This is a genomic window from Phocaeicola barnesiae DSM 18169 = JCM 13652, assembly GCF_000374585.1.
Classification (GTDB): Bacteria; Bacteroidota; Bacteroidia; order Bacteroidales; family Bacteroidaceae; genus Phocaeicola; species Phocaeicola barnesiae.
The window spans coordinates 172793-193631 of record NZ_KB894648.1 but is presented as its reverse complement, the minus strand read 5'-3'; the positions used below and the strand labels follow the sequence as shown (position 1 = coordinate 193631).

The following is a 20839-nucleotide window of genomic DNA, read 5'->3' as shown; positions in this document are numbered from 1 at the left end:
TGCAAAAGTACATGAAATATTTGATACAGAAAATCAATGAGACAAACTTTCTGAATGTGAAGACACAAAAGAAAACAAAGTTTCCCAAAACAAAACAGGAGCACATAAAAATTAATCCTTACGTGCTTCTGCCTTGTTTATTCTTAAATTCTTCCGTCAAACAGGTATTACTCCCGGCGGTTGGTGAATATCATGATATAATAAACCAGCGTAGCCAGTGAACCCAAGGCGGCAACCACATACGTATAGGCGGCCGATTTCAAGGCATCCTTTGCCTGGTTATGATTAAAGGCGTTTGTCACACCGGCACTGTTCAACCATACCAGCGCACGGCGACTCGCATCGATTTCTACCGGCAAGGTGATGAAACTGAACAAAGTAGTCATGGCAAACAGACAGATACCGATGAGCAACAATTGCGGGAAAGTATTCAGCAACAGGATACCTCCCAGCAACACCCATTGCACGATGGATGAAGAGAACTGAACTACCGGAACCAAAGCCGAGCGCATCTGCAACGGAGCATAAGCACGGGCATGCTGCACGGCGTGACCACATTCGTGGGCGGCTACGGCGGCGGCCGCTACACTACACGTTCCATACACATCCTCGCTCAGATTCACCGTCTTGTTGGCGGGATTATAGTGGTCGGTCAGCATTCCCGGAGTACTGATGACACGCACGTCGTAAATACCGTTGTCACGGAGCATCTTCTCGGCTACGTCGCGTCCCGTCATTCCGTTGGAAAGCGGTATCTGCGAATATCGTTCGAACTTGTTTTTCAGATTGGCCTGCACCAGATAACTCAGAATGGCCACGCCAATAAATATTACCCAACTTAACATCATAATAAAAAAATTCTTTTCAAATTAATATCCAGTAATCTCTATACAAATACTTTGCCAAGATAAGCAGAAGTGACGATTCCGACAATACGTGTCACTTTATTTTGACGTATATTATAGAATTTGAATGTTCCTATACAAAAATGGAAGATGAACCTTGACATTCCACCACCTTTAGGTAAGACAGGATATGCTTCGGAAGAGTCAGGCCTGAAAAACTCGGTTTTTCGTTTGCCTCTACACGTACCTTTCCGTATCTTTGTCCATTCTAAAAGACAGATTATGATAGTTTGCATTGCCGAAAAGCCCAGTGTGGCACGCGACATCGCCGAAGTGCTGGGTGCCAGAAACCGTAAAGAAGGATACATCGAAGGGAACGGGTACCAAGTGACCTGGACCTTCGGACACTTGTGTACGCTCAAGGAACCACACGAATACACGCCCTCCTGGAAAACCTGGAGTCTGGGCAGCCTACCCATGATTCCACCCCGGTTCGGCATCAAGCTCATCAACGATCCGGGAATCGAAAAACAGTTCCACATCATCGAATCGCTCATGTCGAAAGCCGACCTGATTATCAATTGCGGGGATGCCGGTCAGGAAGGAGAGCTGATACAACGCTGGGTAATGCAAAAGGCCGGAGCCAAATGTCCGGTGAAGCGCCTTTGGATTTCATCGCTGACCGAGGAGGCCATCCGTGACGGGTTCGCACACCTGAAAGACCAATCCGAATTCCAACCTCTGTACGAGGCAGGACTGAGCCGTGCCATCGGCGACTGGACGCTGGGGATGAACGCTACACGCCTCTATACCTTGAAGTACGGACAAAACAAACAGGTGCTCTCCATCGGGCGGGTGCAGACTCCCACCCTGGCCTTGATTGTGAAGCGCCAACAGGAAATCGAGCATTTTGTTCCCAAGCAATATTGGGAACTGAAGACCGTCTACCGCGATACGGTCTTTTCCGCCATTGTCCGAAAAAGCGACGAAGAACTGGCCGAGGAAGCCGAAAAGGAGAACCCTGCGAAGAAGAAAGCTCAACCCGTCGAAAACCGGGGAATCCCTCCCATTACCGACGAACAGACCGGACGTGAATTGCTGGAACGCATCCGCCAGGTACCCTTCGAGGTAACGGACATCTCGACCAAGAAAGGTACGGAAGCTCCGCCCCGTCTGTTCGACCTGACCTCCCTCCAGGTGGAATGCAACAAGAAGTTCAGCTACTCGGCCGATATGACCCTGCAACTCATCCAGTCACTTTACGAAAAGAAAGTGGCCACCTATCCGCGTGTAGATACCACCTTCCTGAGTGACGACATCTATCCCAAATGCCCCAACATTCTGGCGGGACTGAAGGACTATGCGGCTTACACGGCTCCGCTGGCGGGAGCTCCCCTGATAAAATCGAAGAAAGTATTCGATAATTCCAAAGTAACCGACCACCATGCCATCATCCCTACCGGTGTACAACCGCAAGGCCTCACCGATATGGAGAAACGGGTGTTCGACCTGATAGCCCGCCGCTTCATTGCCGTCTTTTATCCGGATTGTAAGTTCTCTACCACTACCGTACTGGGAGAAGCAGACAAGATAGAATTCAAGGTAACCGGCAAACAGATACTCGACCCGGGATGGCGGGTCATCTTCGCCAAGGACCAACAGGACGAAGCCAAGGAAAACACCGAAGAAGAGCGCACATTGCCCGTCTTCCACAAGGGAGAGAGCGGCCCACACGAACCCATGCTGAACGAGAAATGGACCCAACCGCCACGTCCCTATACCGAAGCAACCCTGCTCCGTGCCATGGAAACGGCCGGAAAACTGGTAGACAACGACGAACTCCGCGATGCGATGAAAGAAAACGGAATCGGACGCCCGTCTACCCGTGCCGCCATCATCGAAACCCTATTCAAACGTCATTACATCCGCAAGGAACGGAAAAACCTGATAGCTACCCCCACCGGAGTGGAACTGATTCAGCTTATCCACGAAGAATTGCTGAAATCGGCCGAACTGACCGGTATCTGGGAAAAGAAATTGCGTGAAATCGAACGGAAGAGCTACGATGCAGGTACCTTCCTCACCGAACTGAAGCAGATGGTAACGGAAATCGTCTATAGCGTATTGAGCGACAACAGCAACCGCCGGGTGACGGTGGTAGAAGACAAGCCGGTCTCCATCCCGAAAGCCAAGGAAACCACGGAGACTCCGAAGAAACGGACCCGCAAGTCCACTCCAAAAGCCGCCTCGAAAACGACTCCGAAAACGGGTTCTCCCCCGAAACCGAAGGAAGAACCGGCTACTCCAGCCCTGCCCGAAGGCGATGCCATCATCGGTTGCCGGTGTCCGCTCTGCGGAAAGGGGACCATTCTGAAAGGGAAAACCGCCTACGGATGTTCCGAGTGGAAAAACGGCTGTACCTTCCGGAAACCGTTCTAAACTGAGATACATAGAGAATCAAGGAAATCAAAAAAGGCCTTACCCGGTAACTCGGATAGGGCCTTTTCTTTCAATCCACAAGAACGATTTCTTCCGGCAGGTAGCCGCTCCGAATGCGCCATTCGTTGGGATACAGGTTGTTCACCCGGTTACCGATGTTCTTTCCGAATCCCAGCGGCACTCCACGGTACATAAGCAAGACATATCCTTTCGGCACCGAAGCGTCCAGTGTCACCGCCTCCTTACGCAAGTAAGCAATAGCCTGCTCATACGTCAGTTCCGCTTCCGGAAAAGCCTCCTTCTTCAATGCCGCACTCATGGCCAGCGAATGATGAGGCTGCCAGTCCTTCCCTTTCAGTTCGCCCAGTTCTACACCAGCATGCAAAATGCGGAGCTGGTCTTTCAAACGGTCGTACAAGGCACTCCAGGCTTTCGGCAAAGCCAAACAGACCGTTCCTTCCACCCGGCAATCGTACGCCTCATCTTCGCGAAGCCACTGCTTCACCAAAGAAGGGACCGTAAGCGTCTGTACTTTTTTTCCACCTTTTTCCTTCGCTCCCTTACGCGGTTTTTCCCGTCGGACAGAAGTTTCCGAAACCTCGGCCTCAACGGCCTCTCCGTGTTTACGCAGAACAGCCAGGAACAAGCCTTCGCCCTGCATTCTATGCGGCAGGAAACGGTAAACCGGAAAGGCATTCCCCGTCAGATTGCCCGTAATGTGCCATTCCTCCGGTACCTCCAGCGGAAGCACCTCCGCACCCAATGTTTCGGCTATCCACGCCACATTATCCTCGTTCTCCTCCCGGTTATAGGTACACGTGCTATAGATAAGCAGACCACCCGGCTTCAGACAAGGCCAGATGTCACGCAGGATGCGGCGCTGGCGTTGCCAGCAGGTATCTACGTTCTCCAGGCTCCATTCCGATACGGCCACAGGGTCTTTACGGAACATGCCTTCTCCCGAGCAGGGCACATCGGTCAGCATCACATCAAAGGTATTTTCCAGCGGTGTGAAATCGGCCGGATCGTTGTTCGTCACGATGACTTCCGGATGTCCCCATTTCACCAGATTCTCCGCCAGCACCTGCGAACGATTGCGCATCACCTCGTTGGCTACCAGCAGACTTCCCTCCGGCAATACGGAGCGGCACAAAGTAGACTTTCCGCCCGGAGCAGCACACAGGTCGAGCATGACGGAAGGTTCCGTCACATACTGCCGGAGCGCCTGTTCCACAAACATGGAGGAAGCCTCCTGCACGTAGTAGCATCCGGCGTGGAAAAGCGGGTCGAACGTAAAGGTAGGACGTCCGTCCAGGTAATATCCCTGTTCCGACCAAGGTACTGCCGACCGGTGCGCCGGTACATGCTCCCACTTGGCCGTGTTCATGCGTACACTCACCGGCGTGTCCTGTTGTTCCAACGCCTCGCACAAGGCGTTACACATCTCTTCTCCCATCAGCCGACGGGTACGTTCCACAAATAATTCGGGTAGATTCATATCGTTTTCTTACATCTGTTCAAGGTGAATGGGTCAGAGGAAATGGAATCTCCGGAAAACAAACGGACGTTTTGCTTGAAACGAACGTTCGTCTTGCATCAAACGTCCGTTTGTTTTGAATAAAACATCCTCGCGTTTTCAACAAAACGCCCAGACGTTTTCCGGGACTCCGCCAATCAAGCCTCGTTCCCGCTACAAAAATACAGATTCCCCTAATCAGTTAAAAGTGAATGGGAGAAATTTAAACAGAGTAACCGGTCAATACACGAAAAAGGTGTACCGATAAAAAACCGATACACCTTTTCCAAATCTTTTTATTGTCAGAAGATTATTCCACTTCACCCAACTGGTTGCCATACTCCATTTCGCCCTGTACCACGAAGAATACATCTTCCGGATCGTACGGACCCATTTCGTTCTTGGCAGCCTCTTTGACTATGAAATCTACGATTTCATCCTGGTCAATGTTGATATAACCTTCTTCATCAGGCTGAGCATCCAGACAGCCGCTGGTGGTATAATACTCCACAATCAGGTCGAGTATGTAATACAGATCGTCGTCTGTAAACTTGTCCTTCAAATCCTGAGGCAAATAGTTCTTGATGAACTCTACCGTCTTTTCATCATCCTCATCTTCCAACAAGAAATCGTCTTCGCTTCCCATAGCCGTATACGTTTTAATGGTTTAACAGATATAATTACTTCAGCAGATTCTCTACCTTAGCCTGTAAAGCAGCCTTGGTAGTAGCGCCTACCTGCTTGTCGACTACATTACCGTCCTTGATAAAGAGGACTGTAGGGATGTTACGAACGCCAAACTGGGCAGGCAGATCCGCATTGTCGTCTACATCACACTTGCCGATATTGACCTTATCCTTATATTCTTCTGCCAACTCTTCGATGTATGGAGCAATCTGTTTGCAAGGACCGCACCAAGTTGCCCAGAAATCCAACACTACCGGCTTGCCTTCAGCCAGAATTGCTTCAAAATTGTCATCTTTAATGTTCAGTGCCATAATTCAAATCAATGTTTTAAAAATTATCTACGGCAAATATACTAATTTATTTTATACTCCAATAGGGGTTGGCTCTTTAAATAATTCATCAGGTCTTTCTGTACGCTGACCTTCAAAGTACGCGACATCAGGTTGACATGCATCTGCCCGTCCTCATCGCGGATGAAGAAGCAGAGTTCGGCATTGCCCGGATGAGCCTTCACCAGCGAAGCGAGTTCCATAATCATCTCGTCGTCCACGGCCGATAGCGGAGCGGTTACCGTCAGTCTTTCGATGACACGGTCCTTCACTTCGGGCAGAAGCTCGATGGTATTGATTTTCACCTCCCACTCATCTTGCTTCCATTGCCGGGGTTGGCATTTGCCGTGCATGAAAAGGAACATCCCTTCGCAGAAGAAATTCTTCTTCTCCACCCATTCGTTACCGAAGAAGGCGAATTCCGCCACACCGGAGTAATCCTCTACCTTCGCCACTCCGTAAGGCTTCCCGTTCTTGGTATAGCCTTCACGCACTCCCGTCACGATACCTCCCAGTACCAGGTCGCGGTTCTGAAGCGAAGTCAGGTCGCTCAGTTCGGTCATGTGCACGTTGCACACGTTCTCCAATACCACGGCAAACTCGTCGAGCGGATGAGCCGAGAGGTAGATACCTACCAGTTCACGTTCCTTATTCAGACGTTCCAGGTCGCTCCAGGCCGGTGCCTTCACGATTTCCGGTGTCGCCACCTCCACCTGAAGGTCGCCTCCGAAGAGAGAATTCACCGCAGCGGCCTTATCCAGCTGATATTTACTGCCGTAACGTACCAATACCTCCGAAAAGCTTTCATCCTTGGCATTCTTTACGAAGAAGTCCTCACGCTTAATTTCCGGGAAACTGTCGAAACCACCGGCCAGCGCCAGATTCTCGATGTTCTTCCGGTTGCACGCCGAGAGGTTCACCCGTTGCACGAAGTCGAAGATACCCCGGAACGGGCCGTTCTTCTTACGTTCCTCCAGGATACTCTGTACGGCGGCCTCGCCTACTCCTTTCACCGCACCCAGTCCGAAACGGATATCACCGTGGCGGTTCACAGAGAACTTCAGGTTACTTTCGTTCACATCCGGTCCCAACACATTCACTCCAGTCGCCTTACATTCGTCCATCAGCTTGGTGATTTCAGTAATGTTCGAGATGTTCCGGCTCATGGTAGCCGCCATGTATTCCGACGGATAGTTTGCCTTCAGGTAGGCTGTCTGATAAGCCACCCACGAGTAACAGGTAGCGTGCGACTTGTTGAAAGCGTACGAAGCGAACTTCTCCCAGTCTGCCCAGATTTTCTCCAGCACCTTCGGGTCGTGTCCGTTCTTCTTTCCTCCTTCGATGAACTTCGGCTTCATGTGGTCCAGCTTGTCGCGGAGCTTCTTACCCATCGCCTTACGCAAGGCATCCGATTCGCCTCGGGTAAAATCCGCCAACAGGCGCGAAAGCAACATCACCTGCTCCTGGTACACCGTGATACCATACGTATCTTTCAGATACTTCTCCATCACCGGAATATCGTACTCGATGGGCTTCCGTCCCTGCTTACGGTCGATAAAATCCGGAATGTAGTCCATCGGTCCTGGACGGTAGAGGGCGTTCATGGCAATCAGGTCCTCGAACGTGGTAGGCTGAAGTTCACGCAGATACTTCTGCATACCGGCCGATTCAAACTGGAACGTACCGATGGTGCGTCCCTCACTATATAACTTATAGGTAGCAGGGTCGTCAATGGGGATTTCGTCGATGTTCAGGATAACCCCTTTACTCTGCTTGATATTCTCCAGAGCCTCTTTGATGATGGACAAGGTCTTCAGACCCAGGAAGTCCATCTTGATAAGTCCCGTATCTTCGATGACCGAACCTTCGTACTGGGTCACCAGCATCTTCTCACCCGTTTCCTTGTCATCGGCGGTACTTACCGGTACCCAGTCCGTAATGTCATCACGGCAGATGATGGTACCGCAGGCATGCACCCCCGTGTTCCGCACGTTTCCCTCCAGCATCTTCGCATACTTGATGGTATCGCGCAGCACCGGGTCGGACGATACCTCGGCAGCCTGAAGCTCAGGCACGTAGGCAATGGCATTTGGCAGGTTCAGTTTCTTGTCCGGTATTTTATCGGGAACCAACTTGCACAGGCGGTCCGATTCCGAGAGCGGAAGCTTCTGTACCCGGGCCACATCCTTGATGGCCAGCTTGGTGGCCATCGTACCGTAAGTGATGATGTGGGCCACCTTCTCCTGTCCGTACTTCTCGGTCACCCAGTTCAACACGCGTCCACGTCCGTCATCATCGAAATCCACATCGATATCCGGCAAGGAAATACGGTCCGGATTCAGGAAACGTTCGAACAGCAGGTCGTACTTGATAGGGTCAATCTGGGTGATACCCAAGCAATAGGCTACCGCCGAACCGGCCGCCGAACCACGTCCCGGTCCGACAGATACATCCAACTGGTTGCGGGCGGCAGAGATGAAGTCCTGTACGATAAGGAAGTATCCCGGAAAACCCATGGTCTTCATGATGTGCAGCTCAAACTTGATACGTTCCTTCACCTCATCCGTCAGCTGCTCGCCGTAGCGGCGCTTCGCCCCGTCGTAAGCCAGTTTCGCCAGGTAATCGGCCTCCAACTTGATACGGTAAAGCTTTTCGTACCCGCCCAGACGTTCTATCTTCGCCTTGGCAGAAGCCTCATCCATCACCACATTGCCGTTCTCGTCCTGCGTGAACTCATCGAACAGGTCCTTCTCCGTGAATTTCTTCCGGTATTCCTCTTCGGTACCGAAATCCTCCGGAATGGCAAAGGTAGGCATGATGGGGGCATGGTCAATGGAATAGAACTCCACCTGGTCACAGATGTCCACGGTATTGGCCAGTGCTTCCGGCACATCGGCAAAAAGCTCGTTCATCTCTTCGCGGGTCTTCATCCATTCCTGCTTGGTGTAAAGCATACGGTTCGGGTCGTCCAGATCTTTTCCGGTACTCAGACAGATAAGCCGGTCGTGAGCCTCGGCATTCTCCTCATCCACGAAGTGCACATCGTTCGTGCAGACCAGCTTGATACCGTATTTCTTCGAATATTCCATCAGTTTCTTGTTCACCACCTCCTGCAGCTTATAAGTCTCGTGGTTGGCGCGGGGTACCGTCGCCTTGTGCCGCTGAAGCTCCAGGTAGAAGTCATCGCCGAACAGGTTCCGGTACCATTCGATGGCCTCTTCGGCCTCGGCGAACTGACCGGCAGTAATACGCCGGGGAATTTCCCCACCCAGACAAGCCGAACAGACTATCAGTCCCTCGTGGTATTTCTCCAGTTCGGTACGGTCGGTTCGCGGACGCATATAGAATCCCTTGGTCCAGGCCTTCGACACCAGCTTGATAAGGTTATGATAACCTTTCAGGTTCTTGGCCAGCACCACCAGGTGATAACCGCTCTGGTCCTGCTTTCCGTCTTTCAGTTCCAGACTCCGGCGGGCCACATACATCTCACATCCGATGATAGGCTTGAACAACCGCTTTTTGGCCGCTTCCAGCTGTTCGCGGCAGGCGGCCAGTTCCGCTTCCGGATTCTCCGACTCGGCCTTTCCGCTCTCCAGGGCAGCAATCTTCTTCTTCAAGTCCTTGATTTCGCCGTTCGTACCTCCGTTCTTCTTGTTCACGTAATTGAAGAACTCCTTGATACCGAACATGTCGCCATGGTCGGTCACGGCTACTCCCCGCATTCCGTTGGCTATCGCCTTATCCACCAGACGAGGGATAGAAGCCTGTCCGTCCAGAATGGAATACTGCGTATGAACATGTAAATGAACAAAATCCTGCATATATTGTATATTTCCTTATGATTTCCCGTTTGAAAAACGTATCAAAGATACCGCCTTTTTCCGAAGTAACCAACCTCCCGGACGGGAAGAACTTATTTTCTCACGTTTTAACAAATCAAAAATCCAGCTTCCAATGAACTTCCCAGCGGCTAAACCAGCAACAACCAGTCACCTAACCACCGGATTCCCGCTATCCCGAGCAGGCCGTTTTGGCCATATCATGCAACAAACGTTCATTTTCTAAGCGTTTTTTTGCAGAGTTTTCAAATTAAATGTATTTTTGCGTGATAAATGAAACTGTGTCATGGCCAATTTGAACCGTATAAAGAAACTGAAAAAAATCCGCATACACCACGAAGGTACACACATACTGATTACCAGTGCCATCCTGCTGCTGGCTGTCAACGGCGCCTTGTATTGGGGAATTGAGTGTAAAATACCTTTTTATATTATAGCAGTAGCCAGTATCATACTCTACCTGCTCATGGTGAATTTCTTTCGCTGTCCCATCCGTCTTTTCAAGGGTGAAACCGAAAAGATAGTTGTAGCGCCTGCCGACGGAAAAGTGGTAGTCATCGAAGAAGTGGATGAATACGAATATTTCCATGACCGTCGCCTCATGATTTCCATCTTCATGGATATTACCAACGTACATGCCAACTGGTATCCGGTAGACGGAGTCATCAAACACGTCGACCATCATAACGGACGCTTCATGAAGGCCTGGCTCCCAAAAGCCAGCACCGAAAACGAACGCTCCATGGTAGTCATCGAAACGCCCGACGGACAAACGGTTATGGCCAGACAGATAGCCGGTGCGGTGGCCCGCCGTATCGTTACCTATGCCGAAAAAGGCGAAGACTGCTACATCGACGAGCACATGGGCTTCATCAAGTTCGGTTCTCGTGTAGACGTCTACCTCCCGCTGGGAACAGAAGTCTGTGTCAGCATGGGACAGAAGACCACCGGAAACGAAACCATCATCGCAAAACTTAAATAAAGGAAAAGGGGAAAAAACATGGCAAACGTTATCGTGAAGAATCTGCCGAACAGCATCACCAGTTGCAACCTGTTCTGCGGATGCATAGCCAGTTACATGGCCTTCCAGAGCAAGTATGAATACGCGCTTCTGTTCATCGTGCTGGGCGCTGTCTTCGATTTCTTCGACGGCATGACTGCCCGCCTGCTTCACGTATCGTCGCCCATCGGCAAGGAACTGGATTCCCTGGCCGACGACATCACTTTCGGACTGGCTCCGGCTGCCATCGCCTTCTCCCTGTTCAAGGAAGTACACTTTCCGGCATGGCTCGAATCCATATCGCACCTGCTCCCGTATACCGCCTTCCTGATAGCCGTCTTCTCGGCCCTCCGCCTGGCAAAATTCAACTTAGACGAACGGCAGAGCACTTCCTTCATTGGAATGCCCACACCGGCCAACGCCCTGTTCTGGGGTTCACTGGTCGTAGGCGAACATGCCTGGCTCGTTTCCGAGAACTTCAACGCGCTCTACCTGCTGGTACTGGTTCTCGTCATGTCATTGTTACTGGTAGCCGAATTACCCATGTTCTCACTCAAATTCAAGGATTTATCCTGGGGACACAATAAAATCAGCTATATTTTCCTGATTGTCAGCATTCCTTTGCTAGTTATTTTCCAGCTGAGCGGATTTGCGGCAGTCATCCTTTGGTACATCCTCCTGTCAATCCTGACTCGTAAAAAATCATAAACCGTCATGCTTTTGGGGTGGCACGGTTGTTGTTTATGAGTGACTAAAAACAATAACTATGTTTGGATTTCTAAGTTTTATACTATTTTTTGTCTTTATCATCCTTATCATTGGTCTGTCTCTGTTGGCCAAAATCATCGGTACCGTCATCAAGGCGGGTAAACGAATGACAGGAACCGACCGCACATCTGCCTACGAAAAACCACAGGACTACACCGATTCCGACACCGGATACACAGAAACGACCTCGTCCGGGAACTACCGCCGGAAATCATCCAAAGGTCCACGGAAGAAGATTTTCGATGACGATGAAGGGGAATACATCGAATTCGAAGAAATTAAAGACTAACCAGGTTTTGAGTTAATTTCAACGTAAGATTTTCAAGACACAAGAACTGAAGATTCAAAATCCTTATCGTTTTTTCTTGAAGAAATCTTTCATGAGCTGTGCACATTCCTCGGCCTTGACACCTGTAACGACCTCTGTCTTAGGATGCAATGCCTGAGGAGCATAACGACGGTAGCCCCGCTTCTCATCCACGGCACCGAAAACCAGTTTCCCCATCTGCGACCAAGCAATGGCACCGGCACACATCACACACGGCTCCACCGTGACATATAGGGTGCAGTCAGTAAGATACTTTCCGCCCAAAGCATTGGCGGCGGCCGTAATGGCCTGCATTTCGGCATGTGCCGTCACATCGTTCAAGGTCTCCGTCAGGTTGTGTGCCCGGGCAATGATACGGTCACGACAAACCACCACGGCACCCACGGGCACCTCGCCCGCCTCGGCCGCTTTCCGCGCCTCCTGCAACGCCTGTTGCATATAAAATTGTTCGTCCGCCATTCTTTTCTGATTATCTGCGCATATCATGTTCCTTGAACAGGGTAGGATAATCTTCCTCCATGTTCTCGTGGATAAAGGCCAATATGGTCTCACGAAGCCAGCGTGCCTTGTTCGTTATCTGATAAGTCTCCAGGTAACGGTTGACAATCTGTACTTCTTCTTCGCTCAACAGACAAACCATCCGTCTCTTACGGGGAGGAGCCGATGAAGGTACTTTCTTACGTTTTTTTCCTCTATTTACCATATACGACGCAAATTTACGTGACTTCCGTCAAATGACAGCATAAAATTGGCTATTTTTGCAGAAAGAATGGAAAGAAATGGCTGGACACAATGAATTAGGGAAAAACGGGGAAAACCAGGCAGCCGCCTACCTGGAGGCACAAGGCTATGTCATCCGCCACCGCAACTGGCGTTCCGGGAAGAAGGAACTGGACCTGGTAGCCGAAAAAGACGGCGAACTGGTAGTAGTTGAGGTAAAGACCCGCCAAAACCTGAACTACGGACTTCCACAAGAAGCCGTAGGCGAACGGAAGATACGGCGCATCGTCGATTCGACAGACGCCTACCTGCGGAAATTCGGACTCGACCTCCCGGTACGCTTCGACATCATCACCCTGACGGGTAACGAAGCACCCTTCCACATCGAGCACATCCGCGACGCTTTCCTCCCGCCCGTATGGTAGACGGAAAAGCGGATTTCCATCCCGAACACATCCAAAAACGTAATAGAAGAAGACATGAACTATCCTGAACCTATCTTTGTATCGGAAACAACTTCGACCAACAACTACCTGGCGGATTTGTGCGACCGGCAGAACCAGCCGGACATGACCACCGTCTATACCACTTACCAAAGTGCCGGAAGAGGCCAGCGTGGCAACACGTGGGAATCGGAAGCAGGCGCCAACCTGCTGTTCAGTTTCGTGGTGTTCCCGGAGTTTCTGGAGGCACGTCGCCAGTTCCTGTTATCGCAGGTCACCGCCCTGGCCCTCCAGGAAGTCTTGTCGGCCTATACCCCGGACGTCACCATCAAATGGCCGAACGACATCTACTGGAAAGACCGAAAACTCTGCGGTACACTGATAGAGAACGACCTGACGGGTACGTGTATCAGCCGTTCCATCTCCGGAACTGGCATCAACCTGAATCAGGAACAATTCCCGGCACACATCCCGAATCCGGTATCACTCTTCCAGATTACAGGCAAGCGCTACGAACAGCGCCCCATCCTGGAACAGGTACTGGAAAGGGCCGCCTGCTATTACGAGCTGTTGAAAGCAGGCGACGCCGAAACAATAGCCGGACGTTACAAGGAAGTACTGTACCGGCGAGACGGATTCTACCCGTATGAGGACGAAGCCGGAATCTTCCAGGCCCGCATCATAGACATCGAACCTATCGGAAAGCTCATTCTGGAGGACGAAACGGGACTCCGGAGAGAATACATGTTCAAGGAAGTAAGTTACGTGCTCTGATGATGAATCCTACCAGCCGACGCATTCTGCACATAGCCGTACCCAGTATTGTTTCCAACATCACCGTCCCTCTGCTGGGACTGGTGGACGTGACCATCGTGGGACACCTGGGAGCCGCTTCATACATCGGTGCCATCGCCATCGGTGGCATGCTTTTCAATATGATTTATTGGATATTCGGTTTCCTCCGCATGGGAACAGGTGGTCTGACGGCACAGGCTTACGGACGCCATGACCTGCAGGAGGTAAGCGATGTCCTGCTGCGTTCCCTCACCCTGAGCACGGCACTCGCCCTAGGCCTGATACTGCTGCAATACCCTATCCGTCTGATAGCATTCGCCTGTATCGATGCCAGCCCGGAAATCGAGGCATTAGCCACCCGCTATTTTCACATCTGTATCTGGGGAGCTCCGGCCACCCTGGGGCTCTACGGCTTTATCGGATGGTTCATCGGAATGCAGAACTCACGGTTCCCCATGTTCATCGCCCTTACCCAGAACATCGTCAACATAGCGGGAAGCCTGTTCTTCGTCTTTGTACTGAAGATGAAAGTAGAAGGGGTAGCCTTGGGTACTCTGATAGCCCAATACGCCGGTCTGCTGATGGCTGCCGGCCTGTATCTCACTTATTACAAGCCGTTACGCAAATACCTCCGTTTCCGCAACCTGTTGGAGCGTACGGCACTGCGCCGTTTCTTTCAGGTGAACCGTGACATCTTCCTGCGCACCTTGTACCTGGTGGCCGTCACGGTGTTCTTCACCTCGCGGGGAGCGGCCTACGGCGATGTCATCCTGGCTGTCAATACCTTGCTGATGCAGCTCTTCACCCTGTTCTCCTACATCATGGACGGTTTTGCATACGCAGGTGAGGCATTGACAGGCAAGAACATCGGCGCCCGGAACACAACCGAACTCCGGCAGACGGTACGCCACCTGTTCGGCTGGGGTATCGGACTCTCCGTAGCGTTCACCCTGCTCTATGCCATAGGCGGCAAGGGATTTCTGGGGCTGCTTACCAACGATACCACCGTCATCGAAGCCTCCGGCGCGTACTTCTATTGGGTGCTGGCTATTCCGCTGGCAGGGTTCACCGCCTTCCTGCTGGACGGTATCTGCATCGGTGCCACGGCTACGGGACTGATGCTCCGCTCCATGGCAGTCGCTTCGGTCAGCTTCTTCGCCCTGTACTTCGGGTTCGAGCATACAGGAGGAAACCATGCACTCTGGCTGGCTTTCATCGTCTACCTGGCTTTGCGGGGAATCCTCCAGGCCGTATGGGGACGCCACCTGCTGACGGGGACGGGTATCCGTTGAGAAAAAACGACACTTTCCGTTGCCTGTCTGACAATTCTTGTTAACTTTGCGTATAATGAACATTTTAACCAAACAACAACGATTATGGCAAGATTCAAACGCATCCTGTTAAAGCTCAGCGGTGAAAGTCTGATGGGCGAAAAGAAATACGGTATCGACGAGAAACGTCTGGGTGAATATGCCCAGCAAATCAAGGAAATCCACGAAATGGGGGTACAGATAGGTATCGTCATTGGCGGTGGAAACATTTTCCGCGGACTGAGCGGAGCCGGCAAGGGATTCGACCGCGTGAAAGGCGACCAGATGGGTATGCTGGCTACGGTCATCAACAGCCTGGGTCTGAGCTCGGCACTGGTAGCCGCCGGCGTGAAGGCCCGTGTTCTGACAGCTATCCGCATGGAACCTATCGGTGAATTCTATACGAAATGGAAAGCCATCGAAGCCATGGAAAACGGTGAAGTAGTCATCATGTCTGCCGGAACAGGTAACCCGTTCTTCACCACCGATACAGGTTCTTCCTTGAGAGGTATCGAAATTGAAGCCGATGTGATGCTGAAAGGTACCCGTGTGGACGGCATTTATACCGCCGACCCGGAAAAAGACCCGACGGCCACGAAATTCGATGACATCACCTACGATGAAGTGCTGGCACGCGGACTGAAGGTGATGGACCTGACAGCTACCTGCATGTGTAAGGAAAACAACCTGCCTATCATCGTGTTCGATATGGATACGGTAGGCAACCTGAAGAAAGTGATGTCCGGCGAAAACATCGGAACATTGGTACACAATTAAGTTTGTGAGTTTTCGAGTTGGTTTATCAGAAACCGGGAACCAGGAACCAAGATTTTAATGTATGGGCGGGGTTGACCCGCCCGTATAGATTTTGAACAGGTAAGTGGGTTTATCAGGCACTGGGAACTCCGTTTTTCATTATTAATTTATCTCAAAATACCGTACCTCGGCATTCTTCATGTGAGGCAAGGTATGTAACTGGTCGGCAGGAACACCCAATATCTGTGCCTGGATAGAGCGGTTCACCAGTCCATGTGCCACCACGAGCACCTTTTTTCCTTCGTAATTCTTACGCAAATATTCCACAAAACGTCCGGCACGTTCGTACAACATCTCCTTGGTCTCAGCATCAGACGGAAGATGTTTCCGGTCCACCGAATCCAGGGGACGTCCGGTCCACGAGCCCCAATCTATCTCACGGAGCAAAGAGTTTTTCTCCCACGGCAAGTTACGGTTACCCACGGCCAGTTGTACGGTATCGACCACCCGTTGTAAATCACTGCTCACCACCGCGTCCAGGGATACACCGGCCAACTCCTCTCCCATCGCTACGGCCTGCCGTTTCCCTTCTTCCGTGAGCCGTCCGGGCAATTGTCCCTGAAATATCCGGTTCACATTCTCTTCTGTCTGCCCGTGACGGGCCAAATACATCTGTATCATCGCTTCATTTTTTTTCAAAAATAGACAAAAGGAAAGAATCAGTTAAAAGTTAAGAGTTAAAAATTAAAAGCAAAAACGGAAAGCCCGCTCAATCCGAAAACTTTCCGGGGAACCAACCTCACCTCTACAAGATACACAACCCATCCCCAAAGCCAGTATCTGACGAACCTGTACCTGGTAGTCAACCCGTCAATATACATGAAAACTCAAAAGCGGACAAACGCCAAAATCCGGTTTCTTAATAAGTCTGAAAGTCCAAACAAAAGCACCGGTGAATTGATTATGTATGCAAGACATAGGCTAAACTAAACTATTCATTATAAAGAGAAAATTATGGACCGACTGAAAAAAGAATTGTTCATCCAGTTACAATTCAGCATGCTGTTTTCAGCATTGACCGTATTGCCGGAGTTTGACTTCATGCAACTCCTTTTCGACTACAACTTCAACCTCCCGATGATTGCCTGCAAGATTATCGCGACCATCACCGGAGGAGGAGCCCTTTACCAACTGTATGCCATGCAAGGCTCCAAACACATCTCCACCGGCTTCATGGCTATCTCGGGACTGGGACTTATCATCGTACTGGTATCAGCCATCGGGCTACCCATCTGGATGGAATATGCCGGACTGATACTGCTCATCATCGCCCTGTGCATGAGTGAAAAGAGTCTGCATATCAAGTGGAAAGAACGGGGTACCCAGGGAGCTTACCTCATCTCGATGGCGGTACTGCTCTACATTTTCGACATGATAGGCAATTCTTTCCTGACCCACGTAGCCGCACTGGTAGGACTAATCATCTACCTGGTGGGATTGAAAAAAATCAAGGTTTCGCTCGATAGCGCAGGATTGGCCGGCGTGACCAAGCTGACCATTGCCGTAGCCCTCTGTATCATCGGTATCCTGTTCCGCTTCGTCCCCTGGATAGGAACCGTCGTTACCGTTACCTTGGCTACCCTCGCCTTCATCGTACAATATTCGGGCTACTGCTCGTTGCGTAATTCGCTGGCCATCGGTACTGAAGGCCAACGGGGAGCAGCCAACCTGAAAACCAGCATGATTCTGCTTGTCATCGGCGCACTGACCATCCTCATTCCGGAGTACGGCCTTACCATCAGCGCCTTCATCTCCATGATTTCCATCTGGTTGCTCTACCTGGGCTGGAAACGGATTATGTTCGGCATCGAGACCTCGGCCGAAGGTATCGAAGAGATGTACTAACCGCTTCGGAAGAAAGACGTTAACGGAAACTTCAGGCCTTGAAAGCACAAGATGCAACGATTAAATAAGTGGAAGTGTTGCAAAAGAGCAAAAAATAACCTACTTTTGTTCACCTAAAATCTTATTTTATAATTGCATAACTTTTAAAAAACTGAAGAATATATGGCAGACTCAAAGACTATTATCAGCGAAGCTGAAGAGAAAATGGATATGGCAGTGATGTATCTGGACGATGCACTGGCTCACATCCGTGCCGGTAAAGCCGATATCCGTCTGTTGGACGGCATCCGCGTAGACTCTTACGGAAGCATGGTACCTATCAATAATGTAGCGGCTGTTACAACTCCCGATGCACGCAGCATCGCCATCAAGCCGTGGGACAAGAGCATGTTCCGCATCATCGAAAAGGCCATCATCGACTCCGAACTGGGAATCATGCCGGAAAACAACGGTGAAATCATCCGTCTGGGTATTCCTCCATTGACCGAGGAACGCCGTAAACAACTGGCCAAACAATGTAAAGGTGAAGCCGAAACAGCCAAAGTAAGTGTCCGCAACGCACGCCGTGACGCCATCGATGCCCTGAAAAAGGCCGTAAAAGACGGTATGCCGGAAGACGAGCAGAAAAACGGCGAAGCCAAATTACAGAAAGTGCATGACAAGTATATCAAACAGATAGACGACATGCTGGCTGCCAAAGACAAGGAAATCATGACCGTATAAACGCATAACCCGACCGACAAAGCTGGCTTTCATCCGGAAGCCGGCTTTTGTCGGTTTATGGTTGACCGAAATATATCATCCCTAAAAATCTGAAACAGCATTGGATAAAGGCTTAGTCATCAAGAATACAGGAAGCTGGTACGTGGTAAAGACCGACGACGGAGCCCTGGTGGAATGTAAAATCAAAGGTAATTTCCGTCTGAAAGGAATCCGCAGCACCAACCCGATAGCCGTGGGCGACCGGGTATGTATCGTTCCGAACGCCGAAGGCACCGCGTTCATCACCGAAATAGAAGACCGCAAGAACTACATTATCCGACGGGCTTCGAATCTCTCGAAACAATCGCACATCATCGCGGCCAATGTAGACGCGTGCATGCTGGTAGTCACGGTGAACTATCCGGAAACCTCGACCACTTTCATCGACCGTTTCCTGGCTTCGGCCGAAGCGTACCGGGTGCCGGTCAATCTGGTATTCAACAAGGTAGACCTGTATTCCGAAGACGAACTGCGCTACCTGGACGGACTGGTGAACCTCTACACACACATCGGCTATCCGTGTTACCGGATTTCGGCCGCAAACGGCGAAGGTGTCGATGCACTGAAAGAAGACCTGCAAGGCAAAATAACCCTCTTCTCAGGACACTCGGGCGTTGGGAAATCAACCCTCATCAACTACCTGCTCCCCGACCAGCAACTCAAGACAGGGGAAATCTCATCGGTACACAACAAGGGTATGCACACCACCACTTTTTCTGAAATGTATCCCCTCGGCGAAAACGGCTACATCATCGACACACCGGGCATCAAAGGATTCGGTACCTTCGACATGAAGGACGAGGAAGTAGGACATTACTTCAAGGAGATTTTCGAATTTTCGGCCCGTTGCAAGTACGGGAACTGCACCCACCGCCACGAGCCGGGCTGTGCGGTACGCGAGGCGGTGGAAAACCATTACATCAGCCAGTCGCGTTATAACTCATACCTGAACATTCTGGAAGACAAGGAGGAAGGGAAATACCGTTCGGCTTTTTAAAGAAGGCTGAATACCTGGGGAGGCTCTCGAGCCGTTGAAAGAAGATTCCCAGCCAATGCCATTCCAATCAACCAACTTAAAGAAAACAACTATTAAAATATGAGAAACAAACTGATTTACACCTTAGTCATCGCAATTGCGTGTCTACTGGCGGCACCGCAGCTACAAGCCGCATCGCCCAAGAAACCGACCGCCGAAGAAAAAGGGTTGGCTTCCATCAACAAACTGAGTGCCCAATCACTGGTAGGATTCCTTGCCTCCGATGAACTGGAAGGCCGCGAAGCCGGCTGGAAAGGCGGACGCATCGCTGGAAACTACATCGTATCGCTGTTGCAACAATGGGGATTACAACCCGTGTTCGACGACTACTTCCAGCCGTTCGAAGCCTATCGCGTGGAACGTCAGAGACCGGGCAAACTACAGATTCATCCGGACTCTATCGCCGCCATCAAGGCCAAAGGCGTACACCAGAAATACAACATGCGCAACATCCTGGTAAAGATTGAAGGAAAACGGACCGACGAAATCGTTATCCTGGGCGCACATTACGACCACATCGGCTACGACCCGATGCTGGACGGTGACAAGATTTACAACGGTGCGGACGACAACGCTTCGGGTGTAGCCGCCGGACTTCAGATTGTACGTGCCTTCCTGGCTACCGGACAACAACCGGAACGTACTGTTATCTTCGCCTTCTGGGACGGCGAGGAAAAAGGGCTGCTGGGCTCACGCTACTTTGCCATGACTTACCCTGAAATCCAGAAAGTGAAAGGTTACCTGAACTTCGACATGGTAGGCCGCAACAACAATGAAGCCAAACCGAAACATGTGGTTTACTTCTACACCGAAAGCACACCGGCCTTCGGCGACTGGCTGAAACAGGACGTCCAGAAATACAGCCTGCAACTGGAACCGGACTACCGTCCATGGGACAATCCGGTGGGAGGTAGCGACAACGGTACTTTCGCCAAACTGGGTATCCCCATCATGTGGTATCATACCGACGGCCATCCGGACTATCACCTGCCGGGCGACGAAGCCGATAAAATCAACTACGACAAACTGGTGGAAATCACCAAGGCTTCTTTCCTCGGCATGTGGAAAATGGCCAACGAAGACTTCTCTTCCAGCAAGAAATAATCCCGTCCGATAAAGACGTACACGACCGTCCTTTCCCGGTAATTTCCCCGGAGAAGGGCGGTCTTTCTTTTATTCTCCACAACTTTATGCTAAATAAATGTAAAAACAGGAGATTTCTTTTAAACCTTTCACTACCTTTATCATCATAAAAAAATCAGAAAATAGGCGGAAATGAAACATGTTCCGTACCTGACGGAGATTTTTTGACAGTAAAGAAACACTAAAGACGGAATCTACCGAAGTGTGGACATTTGAAA

At 50.7% G+C, this 20839-nt stretch carries 20 protein-coding genes; 12 read left to right on the top strand and 8 right to left on the bottom strand.

What is annotated here, in order from left to right:
* Positions 1-167: 167 nt before the first annotated feature.
* Complete coding sequence (locus tag C510_RS0107875) at positions 168-848, bottom strand: zinc metallopeptidase (RefSeq protein WP_018710800.1); 681 nt, start codon at positions 846-848, stop codon at positions 168-170.
* A gap of 279 nt (positions 849-1127) precedes the next feature.
* On the opposite strand from C510_RS0107875, the gene C510_RS0107870 reads away from it, so the two are divergent.
* On the top strand, positions 1128-3284 hold the full coding sequence (locus C510_RS0107870; protein ID WP_026320152.1) for a DNA topoisomerase 3: 2157 nt from the start codon (positions 1128-1130) through the stop codon (positions 3282-3284).
* Positions 3285-3354: 70 nt separating this feature from the next.
* Here C510_RS0107870 and C510_RS0107865 read toward each other — a convergent pair whose 3' ends face one another.
* The 4 genes from C510_RS0107865 to dnaE all read right to left on the bottom strand — a co-directional run bounded on the left by C510_RS0107865 (position 3355) and on the right by dnaE (position 9637).
* Positions 3355-4782, bottom strand: coding sequence for a methyltransferase RsmF C-terminal domain-like protein (locus C510_RS0107865; RefSeq protein ID WP_018710798.1), 1428 nt, complete (start codon positions 4780-4782; stop codon positions 3355-3357).
* A 328-nt stretch (positions 4783-5110) separates the two neighbouring features.
* Positions 5111-5446: a hypothetical protein gene (locus C510_RS0107860; RefSeq protein ID WP_018710797.1), complete on the bottom strand. Its 336-nt coding sequence runs from the start codon at positions 5444-5446 to the stop codon at positions 5111-5113.
* 34 nt (positions 5447-5480) lie between these two features.
* Positions 5481-5798 carry a thioredoxin gene (trxA, locus tag C510_RS0107855; protein ID WP_018710796.1) on the bottom strand — a complete coding sequence of 106 codons (318 nt, stop codon included), beginning with the start codon at positions 5796-5798 and terminating at the stop codon, positions 5481-5483.
* A gap of 41 nt (positions 5799-5839) precedes the next feature.
* The gene (dnaE, locus tag C510_RS0107850; RefSeq protein WP_018710795.1) at positions 5840-9637 is read right to left on the bottom strand and encodes a DNA polymerase III subunit alpha; all 3798 of its coding nucleotides are present in this window, start codon (positions 9635-9637) and stop codon (positions 5840-5842) included.
* Positions 9638-9950: 313 nt separating this feature from the next.
* Here dnaE and C510_RS0107845 point away from each other — a divergent pair, with 313 nt between their 5' ends.
* The 3 genes from C510_RS0107845 to C510_RS0107835 are packed head-to-tail and all read left to right on the top strand — an operon-like array spanning position 9951 to position 11712.
* Positions 9951-10637: a phosphatidylserine decarboxylase family protein gene (locus C510_RS0107845; protein WP_025892339.1), complete on the top strand. Its 687-nt coding sequence runs from the start codon at positions 9951-9953 to the stop codon at positions 10635-10637.
* Between the two features lie 18 nt (positions 10638-10655).
* Positions 10656-11363 (top strand): CDP-diacylglycerol--serine O-phosphatidyltransferase, encoded by a 708-nt coding sequence (gene pssA / locus C510_RS0107840; protein WP_018710793.1) that lies wholly within the window; start codon positions 10656-10658, stop codon positions 11361-11363.
* A 58-nt stretch (positions 11364-11421) separates the two neighbouring features.
* Positions 11422-11712: a DUF4834 family protein gene (locus tag C510_RS0107835; RefSeq protein WP_018710792.1), complete on the top strand. Its 291-nt coding sequence runs from the start codon at positions 11422-11424 to the stop codon at positions 11710-11712.
* 63 nt (positions 11713-11775) lie between these two features.
* Here C510_RS0107835 and C510_RS0107830 read toward each other — a convergent pair whose 3' ends face one another.
* Both C510_RS0107830 and C510_RS0107825 read right to left on the bottom strand, forming a co-directional pair.
* Positions 11776-12210, bottom strand: coding sequence for a nucleoside deaminase (locus C510_RS0107830; protein ID WP_018710791.1), 435 nt, complete (start codon positions 12208-12210; stop codon positions 11776-11778).
* 10 nt (positions 12211-12220) lie between these two features.
* Positions 12221-12454, bottom strand: coding sequence for a hypothetical protein (locus tag C510_RS0107825; protein ID WP_018710790.1), 234 nt, complete (start codon positions 12452-12454; stop codon positions 12221-12223).
* A 76-nt stretch (positions 12455-12530) separates the two neighbouring features.
* Here C510_RS0107825 and C510_RS0107820 point away from each other — a divergent pair, with 76 nt between their 5' ends.
* The 4 genes from C510_RS0107820 to pyrH all read left to right on the top strand — a co-directional run bounded on the left by C510_RS0107820 (position 12531) and on the right by pyrH (position 15796).
* Positions 12531-12896, top strand: coding sequence for a YraN family protein (locus C510_RS0107820; protein WP_025892338.1), 366 nt, complete (start codon positions 12531-12533; stop codon positions 12894-12896).
* 54 nt (positions 12897-12950) lie between these two features.
* The gene (locus C510_RS0107815) at positions 12951-13688 is read left to right on the top strand and encodes a biotin--[acetyl-CoA-carboxylase] ligase (protein ID WP_018710788.1); all 738 of its coding nucleotides are present in this window, start codon (positions 12951-12953) and stop codon (positions 13686-13688) included.
* A 2-nt stretch (positions 13689-13690) separates the two neighbouring features.
* On the top strand, positions 13691-15001 hold the full coding sequence (locus C510_RS0107810; protein ID WP_026320151.1) for an MATE family efflux transporter: 1311 nt from the start codon (positions 13691-13693) through the stop codon (positions 14999-15001).
* 84 nt (positions 15002-15085) lie between these two features.
* Positions 15086-15796, top strand: coding sequence for a UMP kinase (gene pyrH, locus C510_RS0107805; RefSeq protein ID WP_018710786.1), 711 nt, complete (start codon positions 15086-15088; stop codon positions 15794-15796).
* A gap of 141 nt (positions 15797-15937) precedes the next feature.
* Here pyrH and C510_RS0107800 read toward each other — a convergent pair whose 3' ends face one another.
* On the bottom strand, positions 15938-16456 hold the full coding sequence (locus C510_RS0107800) for a histidine phosphatase family protein (protein ID WP_018710785.1): 519 nt from the start codon (positions 16454-16456) through the stop codon (positions 15938-15940).
* Positions 16457-16789: 333 nt separating this feature from the next.
* Between C510_RS0107800 and C510_RS0107795 the strand changes: the two genes are divergently transcribed.
* The 4 genes from C510_RS0107795 to C510_RS0107780 all read left to right on the top strand — a co-directional run bounded on the left by C510_RS0107795 (position 16790) and on the right by C510_RS0107780 (position 20582).
* A complete protein-coding gene (locus C510_RS0107795) occupies positions 16790-17680 on the top strand; it encodes a hypothetical protein (RefSeq protein ID WP_018710784.1) in 891 nt (296 codons plus the stop codon).
* Between the two features lie 162 nt (positions 17681-17842).
* Positions 17843-18403 carry a ribosome recycling factor gene (gene frr / locus C510_RS0107790; RefSeq protein WP_018710783.1) on the top strand — a complete coding sequence of 187 codons (561 nt, stop codon included), beginning with the start codon at positions 17843-17845 and terminating at the stop codon, positions 18401-18403.
* A 100-nt stretch (positions 18404-18503) separates the two neighbouring features.
* The gene (rsgA, locus tag C510_RS0107785) at positions 18504-19439 is read left to right on the top strand and encodes a ribosome small subunit-dependent GTPase A (protein WP_018710782.1); all 936 of its coding nucleotides are present in this window, start codon (positions 18504-18506) and stop codon (positions 19437-19439) included.
* A 99-nt stretch (positions 19440-19538) separates the two neighbouring features.
* Entirely contained in the window at positions 19539-20582 is a 1044-nt protein-coding gene (locus C510_RS0107780; RefSeq protein ID WP_018710781.1) for a M28 family metallopeptidase, read from the top strand.
* Positions 20583-20839 lie beyond the last annotated feature (257 nt).